The organism is Psychrobacter nivimaris (genome assembly GCF_009812035.1).
GTDB lineage: Bacteria > Pseudomonadota > Gammaproteobacteria > Pseudomonadales > Moraxellaceae > Psychrobacter > Psychrobacter nivimaris.
This window is the reverse complement of record NZ_VZIZ01000014.1, coordinates 68,889-90,321: the sequence shown is the minus strand read 5'-3', so window position 1 is coordinate 90,321 and position 21,433 is coordinate 68,889. Positions and strand designations below refer to the sequence as shown.

The 21,433-nt window shown below is 43.8% G+C and carries 17 protein-coding genes; 3 read left to right on the top strand and 14 right to left on the bottom strand.

Annotated elements, in window-relative coordinates; translation table 11 throughout:
• Positions 1 to 81: 81 nt before the first annotated feature.
• The 5 genes from uvrA to yghU all read right to left on the bottom strand — a co-directional run bounded on the left by uvrA (position 82) and on the right by yghU (position 9,039).
• On the bottom strand, positions 82 to 2,649 hold the full coding sequence (gene uvrA, locus FQV37_RS06345) for an excinuclease ABC subunit UvrA (protein WP_160021725.1): 2,568 nt from the start codon (positions 2,647 to 2,649) through the stop codon (positions 82 to 84).
• 217 nt (positions 2,650 to 2,866) lie between these two features.
• Positions 2,867 to 4,111 (bottom strand): DUF819 family protein, encoded by a 1,245-nt coding sequence (locus FQV37_RS06340; protein ID WP_160021724.1) that lies wholly within the window; start codon positions 4,109 to 4,111, stop codon positions 2,867 to 2,869.
• 277 nt (positions 4,112 to 4,388) lie between these two features.
• Positions 4,389 to 6,059 carry a DEAD/DEAH box helicase CsdA gene (gene csdA / locus FQV37_RS06335; RefSeq protein ID WP_160021723.1) on the bottom strand — a complete coding sequence of 557 codons (1,671 nt, stop codon included), beginning with the start codon at positions 6,057 to 6,059 and terminating at the stop codon, positions 4,389 to 4,391.
• A 604-nt stretch (positions 6,060 to 6,663) separates the two neighbouring features.
• Positions 6,664 to 7,956 (bottom strand): DUF1176 domain-containing protein, encoded by a 1,293-nt coding sequence (locus tag FQV37_RS06330; protein ID WP_240990965.1) that lies wholly within the window; start codon positions 7,954 to 7,956, stop codon positions 6,664 to 6,666.
• 261 nt (positions 7,957 to 8,217) lie between these two features.
• On the bottom strand, positions 8,218 to 9,039 hold the full coding sequence (gene yghU / locus FQV37_RS06325) for a glutathione-dependent disulfide-bond oxidoreductase (protein ID WP_160021722.1): 822 nt from the start codon (positions 9,037 to 9,039) through the stop codon (positions 8,218 to 8,220).
• Positions 9,040 to 9,381: 342 nt separating this feature from the next.
• On the opposite strand from yghU, the gene FQV37_RS06320 reads away from it, so the two are divergent.
• Positions 9,382 to 10,758 (top strand): DHA2 family efflux MFS transporter permease subunit, encoded by a 1,377-nt coding sequence (locus FQV37_RS06320; protein ID WP_102093578.1) that lies wholly within the window; start codon positions 9,382 to 9,384, stop codon positions 10,756 to 10,758.
• Between the two features lie 181 nt (positions 10,759 to 10,939).
• On the opposite strand, the gene bfr (FQV37_RS06315) is transcribed toward FQV37_RS06320, so the two are convergent.
• The 3 genes from bfr (FQV37_RS06315) to FQV37_RS06305 form a co-directional block, all read right to left on the bottom strand.
• Entirely contained in the window at positions 10,940 to 11,419 is a 480-nt protein-coding gene (gene bfr / locus FQV37_RS06315) for a bacterioferritin (protein ID WP_057760255.1), read from the bottom strand.
• A 68-nt stretch (positions 11,420 to 11,487) separates the two neighbouring features.
• Positions 11,488 to 11,976 carry a bacterioferritin gene (bfr, locus tag FQV37_RS06310; RefSeq protein WP_160021721.1) on the bottom strand — a complete coding sequence of 163 codons (489 nt, stop codon included), beginning with the start codon at positions 11,974 to 11,976 and terminating at the stop codon, positions 11,488 to 11,490.
• 359 nt (positions 11,977 to 12,335) lie between these two features.
• Positions 12,336 to 12,527, bottom strand: coding sequence for a (2Fe-2S)-binding protein (locus FQV37_RS06305; RefSeq protein ID WP_101205900.1), 192 nt, complete (start codon positions 12,525 to 12,527; stop codon positions 12,336 to 12,338).
• A gap of 388 nt (positions 12,528 to 12,915) precedes the next feature.
• Here FQV37_RS06305 and FQV37_RS06300 point away from each other — a divergent pair, with 388 nt between their 5' ends.
• Complete coding sequence (locus tag FQV37_RS06300; RefSeq protein WP_057760261.1) at positions 12,916 to 13,245, top strand: ArsR/SmtB family transcription factor; 330 nt, start codon at positions 12,916 to 12,918, stop codon at positions 13,243 to 13,245.
• Positions 13,246 to 13,420: 175 nt separating this feature from the next.
• Here FQV37_RS06300 and FQV37_RS06295 read toward each other — a convergent pair whose 3' ends face one another.
• From FQV37_RS06295 to FQV37_RS06275, 5 genes are all read right to left on the bottom strand, one after another.
• Positions 13,421 to 14,143 (bottom strand): sulfate/molybdate ABC transporter ATP-binding protein, encoded by a 723-nt coding sequence (locus tag FQV37_RS06295; protein WP_160021720.1) that lies wholly within the window; start codon positions 14,141 to 14,143, stop codon positions 13,421 to 13,423.
• Between the two features lie 96 nt (positions 14,144 to 14,239).
• Positions 14,240 to 15,190: a sulfate ABC transporter permease subunit CysW gene (cysW, locus tag FQV37_RS06290; RefSeq protein WP_160021719.1), complete on the bottom strand. Its 951-nt coding sequence runs from the start codon at positions 15,188 to 15,190 to the stop codon at positions 14,240 to 14,242.
• Position 15,191: 1 nt separating this feature from the next.
• Positions 15,192 to 16,076, bottom strand: a complete 885-nt coding sequence (gene cysT, locus FQV37_RS06285) for a sulfate ABC transporter permease subunit CysT (protein ID WP_057760265.1) — start codon at positions 16,074 to 16,076, stop codon at positions 15,192 to 15,194.
• Positions 16,077 to 16,299: 223 nt separating this feature from the next.
• Positions 16,300 to 17,391 carry a sulfate ABC transporter substrate-binding protein gene (locus FQV37_RS06280; protein ID WP_160021718.1) on the bottom strand — a complete coding sequence of 364 codons (1,092 nt, stop codon included), beginning with the start codon at positions 17,389 to 17,391 and terminating at the stop codon, positions 16,300 to 16,302.
• A gap of 268 nt (positions 17,392 to 17,659) precedes the next feature.
• Positions 17,660 to 18,787, bottom strand: a complete 1,128-nt coding sequence (locus tag FQV37_RS06275) for a sulfate ABC transporter substrate-binding protein (RefSeq protein ID WP_160021717.1) — start codon at positions 18,785 to 18,787, stop codon at positions 17,660 to 17,662.
• A gap of 408 nt (positions 18,788 to 19,195) precedes the next feature.
• Here FQV37_RS06275 and FQV37_RS06270 point away from each other — a divergent pair, with 408 nt between their 5' ends.
• On the top strand, positions 19,196 to 19,720 hold the full coding sequence (locus FQV37_RS06270) for a hypothetical protein (RefSeq protein WP_240990964.1): 525 nt from the start codon (positions 19,196 to 19,198) through the stop codon (positions 19,718 to 19,720).
• A gap of 135 nt (positions 19,721 to 19,855) precedes the next feature.
• Here the strand turns inward: FQV37_RS06270 and sat are convergent, their stop codons facing one another.
• Positions 19,856 to 21,118 (bottom strand): sulfate adenylyltransferase, encoded by a 1,263-nt coding sequence (gene sat / locus FQV37_RS06265; RefSeq protein ID WP_160021715.1) that lies wholly within the window; start codon positions 21,116 to 21,118, stop codon positions 19,856 to 19,858.
• Positions 21,119 to 21,433: the final 315 nt, after the last annotated feature.

The following is a 21,433-nucleotide window of genomic DNA, read 5'->3' as shown; positions in this document are numbered from 1 at the left end:
TTTATAAAAAATGATTATTAGAAAAATTCTATTTCTAATACTCATTCAAGTGAAGCATATTAGCGCAGAATTATATTTTCATTAGACTGATAAGAATGGTGCGGTGCGACTGTCTTTTGATTGGGCAACGTCGTATGGCGTACCTTGAGCGACAATCATTCCGCCCGCATCCCCTGCCCCTGGCCCAATATCAATGATCCAGTCGCTATTGCTTGCCACCTGCATATCATGTTCAACCATGATGACAGTATTGCCCGCATCGACAAGACCATTTAACTGTGTCATTAGCATGGACACATCAGCAGGGTGTAGACCTGTGGTTGGTTCATCTAAGATGTATAGCGTGTCGCCTCGCTGCGTGCGTTGCAGCTCGGTAGCAAGTTTAATACGCTGTGCTTCGCCGCCTGATAATTCGGTGGCAGGCTGACCCAGACGTAAGTAACCAAGTCCAACCTGTAGTAATGCCTCTAACGCACGCAAAATAGGTGCTTCATCAACAAAAAACTCATGAGCCGCTTCAACCGTTAAGTTCAATACTTCAGAGATTTTTTTGTCTCGATAAGTGATTGCTAGTGTTTCCTCATCATAACGTTGACCATGACAAACCTGACAAGGTGCATAGACGCTTGGTAAGAATAATAATTCAACACTGACAAACCCTAAACCTTCGCAATTTGGGCAGCGGCCTTTAGTCGTATTAAATGAGAACCTGCCAGCATCATAGCCTTGCGCTTTTGCTTGCTTGGTCGCTGCAAACAGCTTGCGCACATCGTCAAACAAACCCGTATAGGTTGCCAAGTTAGATCGCGGTGTACGTCCAATTGCTTTTTGATTGATATTAATAAGGCGACGGACGTGCTCCATGCCAGCGATGATTTCACCGCCAGTTACTGACTCAAGCTCCTGCTCAAGTAAGTCCGCCTCACCGACAGGCGCTTCTGTGACTGTCTTCTGCCCCAACGCTTCATTGATAAGCTCTACCAATGCTTGGCTGACGAGACTTGATTTGCCTGAGCCCGAGACCCCTGTGACGCTGGTCATCACCCCAAGCGGAAACTCAACGTCTAATCCTGTTATGTTATTTCGCTCAATATTGGCAAGCTTAAGCCATGCTGCTGGCTGCCTTGTATTAGATTTTGACTGTGCGTTAGACGTAGCATTGGCAAATAGATATTGACCAGTATGCGACTGCGTAACTTTACGAAGTCCATCTACAGGGCCACTATAGACAATCTCGCCGCCATGCGTGCCTGCCTTTGGCCCGACATCGACTACCCAGTCGGCATGTCTGATGACACTCACATCATGCTCAACGACAAACACCGAATTACCAGTGGCAATCAGCTCATCCAACGCACCTAGCAATGCTTGAGTATCAGCAGGATGCAGACCTGCCGATGGCTCATCAAGGACATATACCACGCCAAACAATTGCGAGCGAATTTGAGTGGCCAAACGCAGTCGCTGTAATTCACCAGGAGAGAGAGTCGGTGTGGTACGCTCAAGCGAGAGATAGCCCAACCCTAACCTTGTCAGCGCTTCAACACGAGAGAGTATGTCACTGGCGATACGCTGGGCGACGATGGCTTTTTCGCGGTTTGGTGTCTCATCGGCTACCTTGGTCCGCGCTGTTTTTTCCAGTTTCTGCGCCATTTCCGTCAGTGTTAGCTGTGATAGCTCTCCGATATCGAGTCCTGCAAACTTAACCGATAGCGATTCTTTCTTTAGTTTTTTACCATGACATTCTGGACACTCAGATATCTGCATAAACTGCGAGACACGCTTTTTGGTACGTGGGCTCTGAGTGGTGGCAAAAGAGTGCAAAATGAAGTTTTTGGCACTGGTAAACGTACCCATGTAGTTTGGCTTTTCGCCCTTTTCAATCGCATCACGCGTTTGCTCAATGTTGTATTCAGGATAGACAGGCACCGTCGGCGTATCATCTGTAAACAAAATCCAGTCGCGTGTTTTTTTCGGCAATGTGTGCCATGGTTTATCGATATCATAGCCTAATGTGGTCAATATACGGCTGAGGTTTTGACCTTGCCACGCTGGTGGCCATGCTGCAATCGCACGCTCACGGATGGTCTTGGTGTTGTCTGGCACTAGCAACTCTTCAGTAACTTCAAATACGCGGCCAATACCTGAACAAGTCGGGCAAGCACCATCTGGCGTATTGGGAGAGAATGCATCGGCATATAGTATTCCTTGACCTGCCGGATACTCTCCTGCGCGTGAGTACAACATGCGCAGACCATTGGATATCGTCGTTACGCTACCCACAGACGAGCGCACTGAAGGCGTACCTCGCTGCTGCTGCAAGGCAACAGCTGGTGGCAACCCCTCTATAGAATCAACATCTGGCTCATCGACCTGATCAATGAGCCGTCTTGCATAAGGGGATACCGAATCAAGATAGCGGCGTTGTGACTCGGCAAACAACGTACCAAATGCTAATGACGACTTTCCTGAGCCTGAGATACCGGTAAAGACCACCAAAGCATTGCGAGGTAAATCAACATCAACGTTCTTCAAATTGTGTACACGCGCGCCTCTGACCTGAATATTGTCTTGATCAGGGTTATAAAGGGCATTTTTTACTGTGTTTGTTTTACTTGTTTTTTCTTCTAATTTTTTTGGGTTCGCCATAGCGTTATTGTTCCTATGAATCGTTGTTTATTCCTAATTAGCAGAAAGGTTAACACGTACTTATGCAAGGCTGTGGCTAGGCTTACGTATCAATAGCATAGATAGACAAAACGATAACTCAAGTCATCCAATCATTAATAATAAAAAACCCGCATCAAGGCGGGTTTTGTTTAGCAAGAAATGCTATTAAGTTGCTAAGAGGCTGGCAATTTAGGTATTAAGATACAACCAAGCGCATCAACTGCGTGCTGATATAACCACCAAATGTCCCTACTGCGTAACCTAAAATACCCAAAAACACTCCTACTGGTGCTAGCGATGGATGAAATGCCGTAGCAACAATCGGTGCTGACGATGCACCGCCAGTATTGGCATTAGAACCAACCGCCAAAAAGAAAAACGGTGCTCGAATGAGTCGAGCGACAGCAAAGATAATCACGACGTGAATACTCATCCATAACAGACCGATTAGTAATAGTCGCCACTGTGAGACGATACCTGCCAGATTGATTTGCATACCGATCGCGGCGATTAATACAAAGATAAATACCGTGCCGATTTTTGACGCGCCAACATGATCTAACCTACGTATCTTAGTAAACGAAAATATAACGCCTATTACCGTAATAATCACTACCATCCAAAAGAACGAGCTGGCAAAGCTATATTGAACGGCCCAACTATAAGGCGCAAAGAACTCTGCAATCTGGCCACCGGCAAAGTGTGCGACCCCGACCATGGCAAAGCATAAGCCAAACATCACCATTAGATCGTTAATAGTTGCTGGGCGGGCATGATCACGCTCATAGCTCTCGACTGCTTTGACCACTTTATCAATACTACTGGTATCAGCGCGCAAAAAACGGTCTATCTTGTCGCTATGTTTTGCCATTACTAAGATAGCTAGCAGCCACAGTGAGGCATTGGTCGTATCGACTAAAATCATCATACCAAACAAATCATCACTGACCCCAAACAGCTCTTTCATCGCTGCTTGGTTGGCCGCGCCGCCTATCCAGCTGCCCGCTACTGCCGAGAACCCACGCCATAACGTATCATCGGTAAACATCGCAGGCGATATCCACTTGGCGACTCCCAAACTGATTGGACCACTGATGACAATGGCAATACTTGCAGCAAAAAACATCGCGATCGCTTTCCAGCCTAAGCCCAATATTTTGGGCACATCCATAGATAGGGTCATCAACAACAAACTTGCTGGCAGCAAATAAGTCGCAGTAAAGCCATAAATCTGCGAACCAACGCCATCGGCAAAAACGCCTAAGCTATTTAAAGTGGCTGGTATAAAGCAGCAAAGTACAATACCAGGCAGTACAGCATAAAACCGACGCCAAAACTTACCTGGCAAGCCTTGGGTATAAAAAACCAGACCAATAATGGCCATGATGATGCCAAAGGCTAATGGCAAATTATCAATTGCTAAATTTGAGGTGGCTGGCATCAAGGCGCTCCAAGAGTGACAATGGGCAAAAGTAAATCAGTATAGACAAGGCAAAAAACTCCTGCAAGCAGCCATCAACTATTAGCTAGGATTTGCTGAGTAGTATTTGACAGGATGAGCAGCAAGGTAATGGCTAGACACGTAACGTCATACGCCCATTATTGAGCAATACAAAACAGGTAAACGCAAAAAAGCCAGATAACAAGTATCTGGCTTTTTTAGTGCTATCTTTTAACGATTAATGAATAAATGATTTTAATCGTCTAATATAGCTGTATTACGAGTTGTTACCACGGTTGCCACCGTTTGGACGACCTTGGCCACGGCTGTCAGAACGACCAGCTGGACGACCTTGGCTGCCGCTTGGACGACCGCGACCAGTTGCAGCACGCTCACCGCGTGGAACGCCATTGCTATCACCGCGGCTTGGGCCACCAGTGCGCTTGCCTTGATACGGCTTGCCACCTGAACGCTCATTTGGTTTGCCTGACGTGTCACGTGGCTTACCTTGATAACCGCTGTCGTTGCTAGCACGTTGACCAGTTGGAGCACTGTCGCTTGAACGACCACGACCTTGACCACCACCGCTAGATTTACCAGCATAGCCACCGCCTGAACGACCACGGCCTTGACCGCCACCGCCGTTAGAACGACCACGACCACGGCCACGACCATTACCTTTGTTTTCGCTAGGTACGTAAGTTTTCTTAGGCTCCATACCTTCGATAACACATACTTCCATTTTGCGATCTAAATAACGGTTGATAGCGTTAAGCTGTGGACGATCATCCATGCTACATAGGCTGATAGCAACACCAGTACGACCAGCACGACCACAACGACCGATACGATGGACGTAATCTTCAGTCTGACGCGGCAAGTCATAGTTGATAACGTGCGAGATAGCTGGGATATCTAGACCACGAGCAGCAACGTCAGTCGCTACTAGGATTTTTACTTTACCATTACGCAAGTCTTGAACGATACGGTTACGTTTGCTCTGTGGCAAGTCACCATGTAGGAAGCTTGCTTTATGGCCCGCTTCTTGTAGCTGCTTAGCCAGTTTTTCAGTGCTACGTTTGGTAGCAGCAAAGATAATGATTTGTTCCATATCTTGCTGGCAAACGATTTTGTCAAGTAAACGGTTTTTGTGATCAAAATCATCACAGTAGTACACTTTTTCTTCGATGTGTGCAGATTCTACTTTGATTGATACGCGCTCAGGATTCTTAGTGAAGCTGGCAGCGATTTTACCTACTGGGCCATCCCAAGTTGCTGAACACATGATCGTTTGACGATCGATTGGCGCTGCACGAAGGATGTCACTGATGTCATCAGCAAAACCCATGTCTAGCATACGGTCAGCTTCGTCAAGTACCAATACTTCTAGGTTTGACAAATCAACGCGACCTGCATTGATATGGTCAAGTAGACGACCAGGAGTTGCAACGATTACTTGAACGCCCTTTTTCAAAGCAGTGATCTGACCGTTGTATGGTGCGCCGCCAACTAGTGGTACACAAAATAGACCGCGCATATCTTTAGAATAAGTGCGAACGCTGTCATGTACTTGCTGAGCAAGTTCACGCGTTGGCGTTAGGATAAGTGCTTTGGTTAGTTTGTCAAAGCTAGTAGCACGGCTCAAACGGTCAAGTACAGGGATAACGAAAGCCGCTGTTTTACCACTACCCGTTTGCGCTGACAATAAAAGGTCACGACCAGCTAGAGCAAAAGGAATGGCTTGTTCTTGAATAGGGGTTGGATTGGTATAGCCACTGCGATCAAGGGCAGTAAGAATTGGCTTAGCAATGCCAAGATCAGTAAAAGTGATTTTGTTTTCTTCAGTGGCGTCAGTAGCAGCCGCTTGAGTATTGTTATCAGTATTTGGAATGTCAGTGCTTTCGATGATGCCGTTTTCAGCGGCGATTGCAGATAAGATGTCAGTCATAAGAATCCTTGGTAAGTATAAGTTGCTGTAAATTCAGCAAACTTGATGCATACCACTGATAACCGTTCACCACGCTGCTTTTATTAGCATTACCGAGCAATATAAAATTGTCGATAATTAGAAACCAAGCCAATAGAGCTTAGCGTCTTTATAATAAATGCGTTCGTGCTGTCTGACGTATTTTGGTGGTAGTGCCGAGTGTCTTATCCTTGCTTGATATACGCTCATTATCAATGCTTTGTCCAAAGCAGATAAAGGCAAACAGCAACCAATCTAGACCCTAGTTATAGGCCAGTAGATAAGATATGAGTCAAAAATAACGGATATTTTTAAAGGTTATTTAAGTACACAAAATCATCGGCAACAATTACTTATGGTCATCCTAGACCCAAAATCGCAGGCGATGTTATCAATCTCATAATTCACGAAAGCCTAAGCTAACGTGGCGACGCAGTATAGCACAATAAAAAAATATATGTACCTATTTCTTCAATTACTGAGTAAATAAGCACTAACAGTGTTGATAATAAACAAGTTTAGATGTTTTATTTAATGACTACAGCAAAATTTAATAACTAAAGAAAATGAGCTACTGGCTATTTATCTATCGTACTACTTTGACTTCTGTTACATAAGTAGGTAGCTGCCATGCCCCGCCCGCCTCAATTAAGCGGCAAAGTCCTGTGGTACTTTCATGGCTTTTTTCAAAGGCACGGCCCGTCCATAGCCAATCGGTTTTACTCATGCAATCACCGATGCCGCGTCCTTTTTGTACAGAAGTAAGCTTACCTTTATCGTAGCCAGTAGCATTGGTCGTTACCAATGTTGGCTTATAAGGTTTACTGTCATTGATTACCCAAACCCCTGCTCCAGCGTTATAAGCGCCTGTCCAGCACTCATGCTGTGCCAACAGTTGCGAGCCATTTAGACGACTGATACGCCAAGGTGATTTGTCTGAAAGATTAGGACAAACGCTGTCTGCATCTTTCATTGTGCCTTTTACCAATGATGCCAACTGAGAGGACCTCATAACAAATTTTTTGTCATTACCATCATCAGCTTTAGCGCTTGGCACGACAAACCGTAGTACCGGCGCAGCTTTAGGAGGTAATATACCGCTACTAGATTTAATAGCATCTTCATTTTTGATAAAAGCACTGGACGTACCAACACGACCTTGGAACTCATCGGCTTTTAGCATAGCAGCACTGGCACCTTTGTCAGAGAGCTGCCAACGTGAATTGCGCAAGGCCAACGTAATCTTGCTAGATTTGGTCAACGCCTCTAACAATGCAGTTACCTGTGCCTGAGTAAGCTCAGCGTTACCTGCAGCGGCTGAATATGGCTTCGTCTCACCATAGTCTTTATCATTAATAAATAGCGAGATACGATGACGGTTGCCGAGCTGCATTAAGGCTTTAGACGAGCTGTCCTTTGCCCCGCCAAGCTTTACTTTACCATCCACGCCAGCATTCGCACCTGCACGGCGTACGAGCAATATAGAAACCGGAAACTCACTGTTATTCTCTGCTTGATACCCTGCCAGCCGGCACGTACGCGTATTATCACAAGCGACTTGCCAGTCTTGACTAGTAAACTCAGTCGATGTATTGGCCATACTGGTGGTACTAAATAAAGCGGTACTAAGCGCTGCAAGTACAGGCAGTAATATTTTATTTTTTATCATATAGGTGGATTGTTCTTTTATTTTTTTAGGTATATTTTCTGAGTAATACTCTACAATGATGTTTTTGGGATTTTTATTAAACTGGGCACTATCTTTATAGCTATTGTCATCATACTTATTATCGTCATAGGTAATCCCTGACCTACTAACACCAGTTAAATCAACGCCTTTTGATAGCGACATATTGTTTATATAATTATTGTCTTTCATAATCATCACCTTTCAGTAGAAGAAGTATAAACACCTGTCTATTGTAATGGTGCTCGGCTATCTTAACGCACTAGTGTTTCTATCTGTTGTACTAATGTATCATTGTGTAAATACAAAAGGAAGACCTAGCATACGTTATATTCATTTTTATGATATATAAAAAGGCTGATAAGCTATTTGCTTATCAGCCTTGCTGCTCTGTTTAAGGTTTATTTATGCTTAAACTGTACTGTTAGATCTAAGCTGTACTGAGTACTTAGTTTAGTCGATTGGTTTTAGCTCTAGCGCTACTGCACGTTTGACCGCAGGACGTTCGGCGATTTTCTTAGCCCAACGCTGCAAGTGTTTGTAGTCTTCTACTTGTAAAAATTCTGCCGCGTCATAGAGCTTACCTAGTGCCAACTGACCATACCAAGACCAGACAATCATATCCGCAATGTTGTAATCAGATTCATCATTGCCGCACAGGTACTCATTATCTTTTAAATGCGTATCTAATACATCGAGCTGACGCTTGGTTTCCATCGTATAGCGGTTGATTGGGTACTCTAGAGGTTCAGGCGCATACGCATAAAAGTGTCCAAAGCCGCCACCTAAGAAAGGCGCGCTACCCATTTGCCACATAATCCAAGACAAACAATCTGCTCGCGCTTTGCCAGTAGCCAGTGGTAGGAACTTATCAAACTTTTCTGCTAGATACATTAAGATAGCACCCGACTCAAAGAGTGCTATCGGCCCCTCTGCTGTATCAGTAGAATGATCGACCAAGGCTGGAATCTTTGAATTAGGGTTTATCTCTACGAACCCTGAGCCAAATTGCTCACCTTTAGAAATATCGATTTTATAGGCATCATATGCTGCTCCGTCAATGCCAAGCTCTGCCAGCTCTTCTAATAGTATGTTTACCTTGACACCATTTGGCGTATTTAACGAGTACAGCTGTAACGGGGCATCACCAACGGGCAGCTCTTTATCATAGCGAGCTCCAGACGTTGGACTATTAATACTAGCAAACTTGCCGCCGTTGTCTTTATCTTGTGTCCAAACTTTTGGTGGTACGTATTTATTATTATCTTGACTCATAATTTATCCTCGGTTTGTATTTATGACTGCCGTGAAGGTTTACTATAACGAGAACTCGTAACGACTTTAAAGTCCTCTCTTGTAATCAATGTTGTGTTTCTACTGCCAAAGTAAATAGAGAGGAGCTATTAGCACGCATCGAATTTCTTGTCATATTTCGCCTCTTTGCCTTTTTATTAGCTACCCTTCGCATCGTTGCTCTTATATAAGTTATCTTATATCAGTTACTTTGAGTCACTTTTATTATGAGCTAGGCTTTCTTATACTACTCAGCTTGCATAGTGATCTGCTCGCAAATCCGCTATTTTCTTACTTCATAACGAGACGTTCAATGGGATTCACATGGTAACGCTCACCCCAACTCAAGAGAAATACCTGCCTTATGTACTAGCGGTAGCGTTATTTATGCAAATTTTAGACGCTACTATTTTGAATACCTCATTGCCACAAATGGCGCAGGCACTGGGTGAGTCACCACTAAAAATGCAATGGGCCGTCATCAGCTATGCATTAACCTTAGCGATTTTTATCCCTATTAGTGGTTTTTTAGCGGATAAATATGGCACACGCCGCGTATTTTTATCGGCGGTCATCATTTTTTGTGTTGGCTCATTACTGTGCGCGGCCTCACCCACACTAGATTTTTTGATTGGCTCACGCATCGTTCAAGGTATTGGTGGCGCGATGATGACGCCTGTCGCTCGTTTGATATTGGTTAAGTCTTATCCGCGCAATAAGCTGCTCACTGTGATGAATTTTGCTGTAATACCTGCATTGGTTGCACCATTAGTCGGTCCAGTATTGGGCGGCTATATCGTGCAATATGCCAGCTGGCATTGGATATTTTTGATCAATATACCGATGGGTGTGGCAGGTTTTATCATGGGCAAAAAACTGGTTCCAGCGCTATTTGAAGATACCAAGCGCCTTGACTGGACAGGGTTTGTATTGTTTGCCGCCGCTGCTTGCGGATTCACTCTCGCTGTCGAGTTTGGTTCACAGACTGGTCGCGGGGTTTATGGGCTATTACTCGGGTTAGGCGCAAGTCTATTGATCGGTGCGTACATCTGGCATGCCAAACGGCGAGCAGCTCCCCTGTTTCCACTCAGCTTGTTTGATATTCGTACCTTTCGAATCGGTATTACAGGCAATTTGTTTACGCGACTTGGTATCAGTGCAGTACCATTTTTGCTGCCCTTATTACTACAGGTGGTATTTGAGTACTCACCTTCGCAGGCAGGTTGGTTGCTTGCCCCGATTGCAGTGGGTGCTATAGGTATCAAACCTTGGGTTAGCAAGATTATTCAGCGGTTTAGCTACCGTAAAGTGCTGGTCTACAACACCTTGTTTATGGGTTCGCTTATCATTGTGCTAGCGCAGTTTAATGATGCCTCGCAGTGGCTATGGTTTATACCCATCCTGACCATCATGGGTGCCTGCAACTCTATGCAGTTCAGTGCGATGAATACGATTACGATTGGCGATTTACAGGGCACACAAACCAGTAGTGGCAATAGCTTAATGGCGGTCAATCAGCAGTTGGCGATTAGCTTTGGTATTGCGTTCGGTGCTGCTGTATTGAATTTATTACGTGAGCGTCTGCAGATGGATACGTTAGTGGCGTTCCAAACCACTTATTGGATATTGGGTATTTTGACCATTCTCTCGGGGCTGTATTTTTTACGTCTGAAACCTGAGGATGGCCGCGGTTTATACTAGGGTGTGTCTTCAATCGAGATAAGCTTTCTATTGAGTGAGATTTTACGTACGACAAGTCTCTATTCTGTATAGCCAAAATGTTAAAAACAGCTTATCTATAGAAAGAAAAAAGCCAGTATGTGATTGGATTATCAATCTTATACTGGCTTTTTATTACGACTTACATCAATAATAAATACTATTATGCGTCATCATCACTCATTTGCGATTGGATGTAGCGCTCTACACCAATACTCTCGATTAAGTCCTGCTGCGTCTCTAACCAATCTTCATACTCTTCATTGCCATCTTTTAACGTGACTAATAGCTGGCGAGAGACATAGTCAGACTTTGTTTCACACAAGGTGACGGCATCGGTAATAATATCGAACTTTTGTCTCTCAAGACGTAAGTTGCACTCGATAATTTCTGGTACATCTTCACCAACCAATACCTTGCCCAGTTCCTGCAAGTTTGGCAAACCGCCTAACAGTAAAATACGAGCAATTAGGTCATCTGACCATTTCATCTCAGCAATAGACTGCTTATATAATGAGTCATTAAGCGCCTCTAATCCCCAATGACGTGCAATACGTGCATGCAAAAAATACTGGTTGATGGCAATCAATGACTGCCCAAGTACTTTATTTAACGCGCGAATAACTTCTTTATCCCCTGTCATTACCTTTCTCCCTTAATCTCTGTTATTTATGCTAAATACTGTGAATGCTACTTATATGTAGGATGATATCAGACAATATTAGGAGTGACTTCAGCCATTTGGCTTTGTAGGTAATTCGGTAGACCAATCATGTCGATGAGACGGAGCTGCTGCTCAAGCCAATGCGCATGATCTTCTTCGGTATCTTTCAACTGCTCGACCAACATCTCACGCGTGACATAGTCATGCTCTGCTTCGCAAAGTGCGATGCCTTCTTTTAGATGCTTTTGTACTTGGTACTCTAAATCTAGGTCAAACTGCAACATCTCAGAAACAGTCGCACCAATATGGATAGCGTCGACCGACATCTTTGGCGTGCCACTCAACATCAAGATACGGCGAATGATATTCTGTGCGTGTAGCGTTTCGTCTTCCATTTCATGATGGATACGGTCGTATAACTTGCCATAGTGCCACTCAGCGTACATCTCTGAATGAATAAAATATTGGTCACGAGCGGCAAGCTCACCACCTAGTAAGAAATTCAAATAATCAATGACTTTCTGGCTACCTATCATAACGCGTACTCCCCTATTTATTTTTACCGATCACCATACATCCACAATTTATCATATAAGGATAGCATAATTGGCAAACTGATCAGTAAAATCAAAATCAATAAAATGGCTTCTAATCTTAGGTAAATATAGTAGCATACAGGCGCAGTATAGGGTGTAACGTTATGAACTAAGAATAAGATGCTAATTGAGAATCATAATTAGCTACAACTAGTATTGATATGTGTTATGTAACATGTTGGCGTTTGAGTGAGATTATATGGACGCTTGCACCCGACCCTTTAGGTATAATAAAGTTAGATGCAGAATATTGAATATATTTTATCGTATTATATTACAAGGTATATAATTGATAATATTTAAACAGCGTATGCTAGATTGTCGAGTTTTGCATGGTGTTCGTCTAGGTAGTCATTGACCATCGGCTCACAACAGCCACAGCACGTTGCTACATCGAGCGTATCTTTTAGACCATCGAGCGTATCAACACCTGCAGCAATAGCTGCTTTGATTTGCTTTTCTTTTACGTTGTTGCAGATACATACGTACATGGATTGGCTCCTCGGAATACCACTATTCGATAATGACAGCATACGACACTTATATAAAAACCTTTGTGATAAGTGTCATTGATAAACGGATAATTTACTGTTTTTTAGCAATGAAAACTTAGTCGTTGAAATCACGTTTATCGCTTGCAGTATAATAACGATAATTATTATCATTTTCAATCACATTCGATATATTTATTTTTCGAGACAGTATCCTTATATTACAGGCAGTTCATTTATGTAAGTGGATATAAGTGTGCGTGTAACCGAATATTGTCAAAGGTAGTGAATTGACGATGAACTGTAAATTTGATTATTTTTTAATCGATTTTGTAGATAACTGCTGTTATATTGAACCCCTATTAACGAAGCCCATTGGAATTCACCTATGTCTGATAATAATTTTACGATACGACCTATCGATTTATTCAAAGTCCTATCTGATCCGACACGTCTAAAAATATTTCAAATTCTTTTTAAAAAAGAAGCACGTTGCGTGGGTGATTTGGTAGATATGCTGGACCAGCCACAACCAACAATATCACGCCACCTAAACCATTTGAAAAAATTGGGTATCTTGAGCTGTGTGCGTGACGGTACTTGGATGTGGTATGAGGTCGCTGATGATTTACCAGATTGGTGTCAAGATATCTTAGACATCACCTACGAGCAAATCACTCCTAGAGGAACTAGTAGAGATGTATCGGATCTTGCGTAGATACGATTGTCCGCTTGTGTCCGCTTAGGTTTTTGGCTCTTTGACTACGCTTTATAAAAATCGTTTGAGACAATATATCTGCGGCAATGCGCCAAACCAAAAAGACCTACTTTCGTAGGTCTTTTTTTTGGCTTAAATATTGATAATTGGACCTACATTGCGCTAGATCAAATAATTATACAAGATCTAAGAAATCGCTGATAAAGGCGTTGGCTGGCTGGTGTATCAGCTCCTCTGACGTGCCCACCTGCTCTACTCGGCCCTGATTCATCACGACGATCTCATCTGATACCGCACGTGCCTCTTCTTGATCGTGCGTTACCATGATACTTGTGATACCAAGCTCGTGGTGGATATTCTTTAGCCAAGTGCGCAGCTCTTTACGTACTTTGGCATCTAACGCACCAAATGGCTCATCCAGCAATAGCAGCTTTGGCTTGACCGCAAGTGCCCGTGCTAGCGCAATACGCTGACGCTGACCACCTGATAGTTGGTGCGGATACGCATTGGCAACTTGTGGGAGCTGTACGAGATCTAACAGCTCTGCCACGCGCTTATCGATATCCGCTTTGCTAGGACGCTCATTCTTTGGTAGTAACGTCAATCCAAAGGCAACGTTATCTGCGATGTTCTTATGACGGAACAACGCATAATGCTGAAACATAAAGCCAATATGGCGTTTTTGGACTGGGGTATTGGTCACATCCAGCTCATCGAACAATACCTGCCCAGAGTCAGCATACTCTAGACCTGCGATAATACGTAGCAAAGTGGTCTTACCGCAGCCTGACGGGCCTAGTAACGTCGTCAGTTTGCCAGTCGGCACAGTGATATTGATATTGTCTAAAGCGGTAAAATTGCCGAATTTTTTATTAACGTTGCGAATCTCAATGCTCATAATCGTATCTCTTATTATATCTTTTGTCGTATCGTGGCAAGTAGCTGAGTAGCGACTGCATCCGTAGTATTAACATCATTTATCAGATAATGGCAGTTATACCTTGCCAGTACTGTCCGCACTCGTCGATTCAGTGGCGACAGTGGCGTTAGCACTTACTGGCAGCTCAGGTGCACTGGCAAGCCGCTCAGACTTGGCAAATTTACGCTCTTGTATCTTAGTCATGACTTGCTGAATCAGTAGCGTCACTAAGGCTAATGCAGCCAATATGCTTGATAAGGCAAACGCAGCGGTAAAGTTATAATCGTTATAGGCAATCTCAACCAATAGCGGCATGGTGTTGGTCTCGCCGCGAATGTGACCGGAAACCACGCTGACCGCACCAAACTCACCCATCGCGCGGGCATTGGTCAAAATCAAACCGTACAACAGCGCCCATTTGATATTAGGCAATGTCACATGCCAAAACGTCTGCCAACCAGTCGCACCTAGTGTGAGCGCTGCTTGCTCTTCAGAGTCGCCTTGAGTCTGCATCAATGGGATCAGCTCACGTGCAACAAAAGGAAAGGTCACAAACAACGTCGCCAAAATGATACCAGGCACCGCATAGATCACTTGGAAACCCATGCTCTCAAGCCAACCGCCGATAGTAGAGTTCAGTCCAAACAGCAGTACAAACATCAAGCCTGCAACCACTGGTGATACCGAAAATGGTAAATCTAGCAAAGTAGTGACCAGCTGCTTACCTTTAAACTGGTAACGCGTGACAAGCCATGCAATCGCAATGCCCATTACCATATTAATCGGTAAGACAATTCCTGCCGTGATGAGCGTAAGCTTGATAGCTTGTAAAGCTTCAGGGTCTACTAATGAAGCAATATATAACTGCCAACCATTTTTAAAGGCTTCGTAAAACACAGCCAGTAATGGAATGACCAACATGACAATCATGAATAGCACAGCAATGGCAATAAAGGTACGGCGTATCCATGGGGTATCTTTGGTCGCAGCGTTGCTTTGGTAGTCGTAGCTATTAGATATTTGCATATTAGCGAGCTCCTACACGGCGCGACAGTTTCCACTGCATGATATTAATAGTCAGCAAGATGACAAATGATATGAGTAGCATAAATAATGCCACCGCAGAAGCACCTTGAATATCAAATTGCTCAAGCTTACTGATGATAATGAGCGGCAAAATCTCAGACTGCATCGGAATATTGCCCGCGATAAAAATAACTGAACCATACTCACCAGTGGCACGGGCAAACATCATACCTGCACCCATTAGCAAAGCAGGTAACAACTCCGGCAAAATCACTTTACGAAAAGTTGTCAAACGATTGGCGCCCAATACTGCAGCGGCTTCTTCAAACTCTACTGACAGCTCAGCGAGTACTGGCTGCACCGCGCGGACAATAAAGGGAAAGCTAACCACAACCAGTGCTAGCCAAATACCTATTGGCGTAAAGGCGACCTGAATATCGAACTTGGCAAACCATTGACCGATCAAGCCATTAGGCGCATATAAAGTGGCAAGCGAGATACCTGTAACGGCAGTTGGTAGTGCAAATGGTAAATCAACCAAGGCATTAATCAGTGACTTTCCCCAAAACTCATAGCGCACAAGTACCCATGCGACCAATGTGCCAAATACCATATTAGTCAACATCGCCAAAAACGACATCCATAAGCTCAGCTTGATAGCGGCAGTGACTTGTGGCTGGGTAATGGTTTCCCAAAAGCCAGTCCAACCCATCTGCGTCGTGGTATAGGCCATCATGGCAAACGGTAGTACCACCAATAACGACAAGCTAAAGACAGTAATACCCATGCTCAGACCGAACCCGGGTAGCACATTGCGCTGACGCAAACGGGTCAGCCAACCTTTTTTATTGCCGGGCTTACTGGCAGAAGAAGATGTTGCACTCATAGTGATGTCCTATTGCCTAACTGATGGTACTTAGCGAGGGTGCTCACTGTAAGACCATTATTACCATTGTTATCAAAATTATTATTGGTCGGCTTATGATATAAAGGACATAGTGCGTACGACCATGTCCTTTATGGGGTGCTTCATGACTGACTGTACGAATAATTGAGTTAATCCGTTTCAGTGTTTAGCGCAGTAGCTACTCTAAGTACTTAGCAAGTGATTACTGAGGCGCGTTAATTGCCAATTGATCAAATACACCGCCATCACTGAAGTAAGTGCTCATGATCTCATCCCATGTGCCAAATGCATCGTTCGGGCGGAAAGTCTCAACTGGCGGTAATTTGTCACCGTTTTTGTCAAGAACGCTCTTAACACTAGGACGTAGATATAGATTGGCCGCTAGCTGCTGAGCAGGCTCACTCCATAAGTAATCAAGATACGCTTTGGCAGCGTCTGTAGTGCCTTTTTTATCTGTTACCGTCTTCACAACTGCCACAGGGCTTTCTGACTTAATCGAGTATTTTGGATAAACGATGTCTACTTGACCTGCGCCAAAATCAGTTGCTGCAAGGTTGGCTTCGTTTTCAAAAGTAACCAACACATCACCGATACCGCGCTGTACGAAAGTTGTCGTTGCTGCACGTCCGCCGTTTTCATAGACTTTGACATTTTTTAGCATGTCTTTGACGTAGCCTTTAGCTTTCGTTTCATCTTTATTAAAAGCATGTAGACCATAACCGTATGCACCTAAGAACGCATAACGACCGTTACCTGTGACCTTTGGATTGGCCATGACAATCTCAACACCATCTTTGGTCAAATCTTCCCAGTCTTTGATGTTTTTTGGATTGTCTTTACGCACCAAGAATACAATCGTACTGGTAAAAGGAACCGCGTTGTCTGGGAATTTGCTTTCCCAATCTGACTCAACCAAGCCTTTCTTCTCAAGCAGCTCAATATCAGACCCTTGGTTCATGGTGGCAACATCCGCTTGCAGACCATTGGCCACAGACAATGCTTGCTTACTTGAGCCGCCATGTGACTGTTTGATTAGGATATTGCTGTCTGGGTTCTCAGCCTTGTAATGCTCGACAAACAACGGGTTGTAATCTTTATAGAAGTCACGTGCCACATCATATGAGACATTAAGTAGCTCGATATTTTGCCCTTCTGTCGTCGCTGAACCATCGGCTGTGGCCTCAGTAGTCTCACTGTTGCTACAGCCAGCTAGACCAAGGGTCAATGCAACGCCAGCAATACTCAAGGCACTAAGAGTTTTACTTTTCTGTTGATAACGAGCTACGTCTGTCATAAATACCTCAAAGATGTCTGTTGTGTAATGCAAGTATGCTAACAGCGCCATCTTATTATGTTTAATGATGAATATGCGTATGTTATTGCCAAAAGGGAATAACCAGTAAACAAATCTAGACATATCAATAAGTTGTTAAAAGAATCTATATGTATAACCGACTGTTTGTTTATTGATGGTTTTAATACTGGCATGCGCCCTATCTATCTTGTCCGCGTTTCATTGAAAGCAGCTAAGATAGATAGCTATATAAACTGAGAATTAACGACTACTTCGTGGTTGCCAGCTGATCAAAACGGCCGCCATCTACAAAGAAAGCACCCATAATCTCTGCCCATGAGCCAAATACAGCCACAGGTTCAAACGTCTCAATATCAGGCAAAGTATCTTTGTGAGCAGCTAAAATTTGCTCATCACTTGGACGCATGTACATTTTTGCCATGAGCTCTTGGGCAGGTTTGTCCCACAAGCCTTTTAGATAAGCACTAGCTGCTTCCGTCTTACCAGATTTTTCAGTCACTGCCGTTACGACCGCTACTGGGTTGGCAATCGTAATCGAATAGCTCGGATATACGATATCAACGCTACCCTTTGCAAATTGCTGTGCAGCCAAATGTGCTTCGTTTTCGGTCGTGATCAATACATCACCTAGACCACGCTGGGTAAAGCTGGTAGTCGCAGCGCGCGCGCCATTGTCATAAGTGACGACATTGGCCAGCAGCTTTTTAATAAAGTCATTGGTTTTTACAGGGTTTTCATTATTGCTTTCTTTGAATTGGTGCAAGCCGTAGCCATAAGCACCCAAGAAAGCATAACGCGCTGTACCACTGGTTTTCGGGTTTGGGATGACCACATCGATATCATTACGGGCCAAATCTGACCAGTCTTTGATATTTTTTGGATTACCAGCGCGAACCAGTAGCACCATGGTGCTGGTGTACGGCACGGCATTATTTGGTAGTGCTTGCTGCCAGTCAGCAGCGACCAAGCCTTTTTCCACCAATAGATTCATATCGCTCTCTTGGTTAACAGTCACTACATCCGCTTGCAAACCGTTGGCGACAGAAAGCGCTTGCTTACTAGAGCCGCCATGTGACTGATTGATATTTACTTTGCTGTTTGGGTGAGTCTTTTGATAGTCAGTACTGAATAAAGTGTTGTAGTCTTTGTAAAAGTCGCGAGACACATCATAGGAGACGTTGAGTAGTTCGACATCTTGCGTCCTGCCACTGGCACTATTTGCCGCGTCATCTTGCGTCGCTTCTGTTGGACTGCAGCCTGTCATCATTATCGCTGCTGCGAGCATGCCGCTAGTGGCAAGTACACGTGCTTTTACAGGCTTATTATTAGTTGATTGAATGCTAGCAATGCTGATTTGTTGGAATTTTTTTTGCATGATGCTCTCGATAAAAGTATTAGAAGCGTTTTGTCAAAATCTTGACCATCATCACAGGGCCTACAATCTTTTGAGTTCGGTTGTCGGGATGATGCAGGCTATGCTAGCAGCATAAATAGCAAACGCTTAGTGATGAATTAGCTTATCGACTAGTGAAGTTGGCATAAGTGATAGGAGTAATCGTTTTGCATCATTAAGAATAAAATGGGTTGAGTAGTTGCTGGCAGGTTTATCAAGTAGACTATGATTTGGGTAGGCTGTACCATTATTTTTACGTTATAAAGTTTGCTGTATCAATGATACTTTCATTATCCCGATACTATGCAAACCTTACTTTTCTACTTGACCAAAGGCCCTTATATGAATACCTCATACCGTCAATTTCATTCTATTGTAGGGCTAATAATAATGACCTCTACCCTAGCGGCTTTAACAGGCTGTAATAGTATGTCGCCCACTATGAATAGCGATAGCCACAGCAAGGTCAAATCAGTTGCCAGTACAACATCTAATTTGCCAACTATTGAAAGTAATATCTTGGGTGACAATGTCTCAGCAGACAATTTTTCAACAGATAAAGTTTCAGCAGATTACGCTACTGCCGACTACTACAAACGAGCACAAGGCTATGATTGGGTTGGCGTGTTGGTACGAGCAGAGAGTGATCGACAGATTGACATTAAAGTTCGCTCACGCAGCGATATCAAAAAACCTACTTGTCACTTCGATGGTAAGGCGACATTAATGGGCCAAGATACTGCTCATGGTATGATTTTTCAGTCAAAGGTAAATGATAGCACTACCTTTTTTCAATTTAAGGACGATACCCTCATCATCGACAGCCCAGACAAATATGCACTGAACTATTTCTGCTCAGGTGGTGGCTCGCTTGCTGGAGAATATAAGAAGCTGGCAGCAGGTTTGGAGATTTAATAGTCATCACTAGCATGTGTTAGGACGTGCTTTTCATTTTAAAATAGTGATAAAAATAAAAAGGTGCCAGACAATAAGTCTGACACCTTTTTTACGACTGATTCAGTACGGGTTATTTATACTGATGATCAGTCTTTATACCGCAGATGCACCCGTTAATTTAACTTCAGCACGCTCTTCTTTTGCGATGCCAGCATAGTAGTCACGCAAAATCTGTAGTACTTCTGGGCGACTAAAGTTATCTGGTACCTCTTCGTCTTCTGATAATGCTTTACGCAGCTTGGTACCTGACACTTTAACGTGCTCAGAGGCGTCATGCGGGCAAGTCTTGTCAGAGGCCATAGCATTACAAGCATTACACCAGAACGTCCAGCCAATTTTGAGCGGTTGGGTGATAAGGTCGTCTTTACCAACATGTTCAAAAATCGTTTGCGCATCAAACGCACCGTAGTAATCGCCGACACCCGCATGATCACGACCAACAATCAGATGGCTACATCCGTAGTTTTGACGGAATAGCGCATGTAGTAACGCTTCACGTGGGCCAGCATAACGCATATCTAACGGATAACCTGCTTGGATAACAGTATCTTGTCTAAAGTAGTTATCAATTAATGTTTTAATGGCTTCTTGGCGGACTTCTGCTGGGATATCGCCAGGTTTCAATGCGCCTAATAATGAATGAATCAGCACACCATCACAGATCTCAATTGCAATCTTAGCCAGATATTCATGTGAGCGGTGCATTGGATTACGCGTCTGGAATGCAGCCACTGTTTTCCAGCCTTTAGCATCCAAAATTGCGCGCGTTTCTGCTGGCGTTTTGTAGATTTCTGGATATAACGTTGGGAACTCACCTTCGCTCAACACTTCGACACTACCGGCAATATTGACGGCTTCTTGGTTCAATACTTGCTGTACGCCTGGATGCTCTGAATCCGTAGTCGTGAATACTTGCTGGCACTCGTGCTCTTTATCGATAGTGTAGGTTTCTTCTACCGTCAAGATACCCATGACTTCGCCATCTTGAGCGACCAAGGCTACTTTGTCACCTTGACTCAAATTATCCGCAGTCTCTTTTGGCGCAGACAAAGTGATAGGAATTGGCCAAAACAAGCCTGCGTTTTCGCCGCTTTGCAAGCGCATGTTGTCTACTACACCCTGCCAGTCCGCTTGATTCATAAAACCATTTAACGGAGTGAAACCGCCGATACCGAACATGATTAAATCGCCACGCTCACGTGAGCTTAAGGTGATGGTTGGCAATGTGCTGGCAAGTTCTAATGCTTGATCGCGTGCTGCACCATTTAGTAATAGTGGCTTAAGCTCTGCACTACCGTGTGGAGGAACCAGCTTTGATTTGAATTGGGATTGGGTTTGGCTTTGAGTCTGAGACATATAGTTATTAAAACCTCTTATAAAAAGAATGGTTGGAAGAGATGAGCAAAAATGCAACAGCAATTAAATGTACAAAACTGAGAAGAAAGCCGTCGCTAGATAATAAATAGCGTGCTAACGATTGGGCATTGAATTTGTTACGCATAGGCTACCTAACTTTCGTTATGAAAATTTATGCTGTGTTTGGATATGGATATGTCTGAAAGGAATTTATGTTTCTGGGTACAAGCTTATATGATGTATAGCTGAATTATTTACATTGCGAACGGCAATAAAACCTATTACACACGCAAATCATTTTCGTCGCTGATTTTA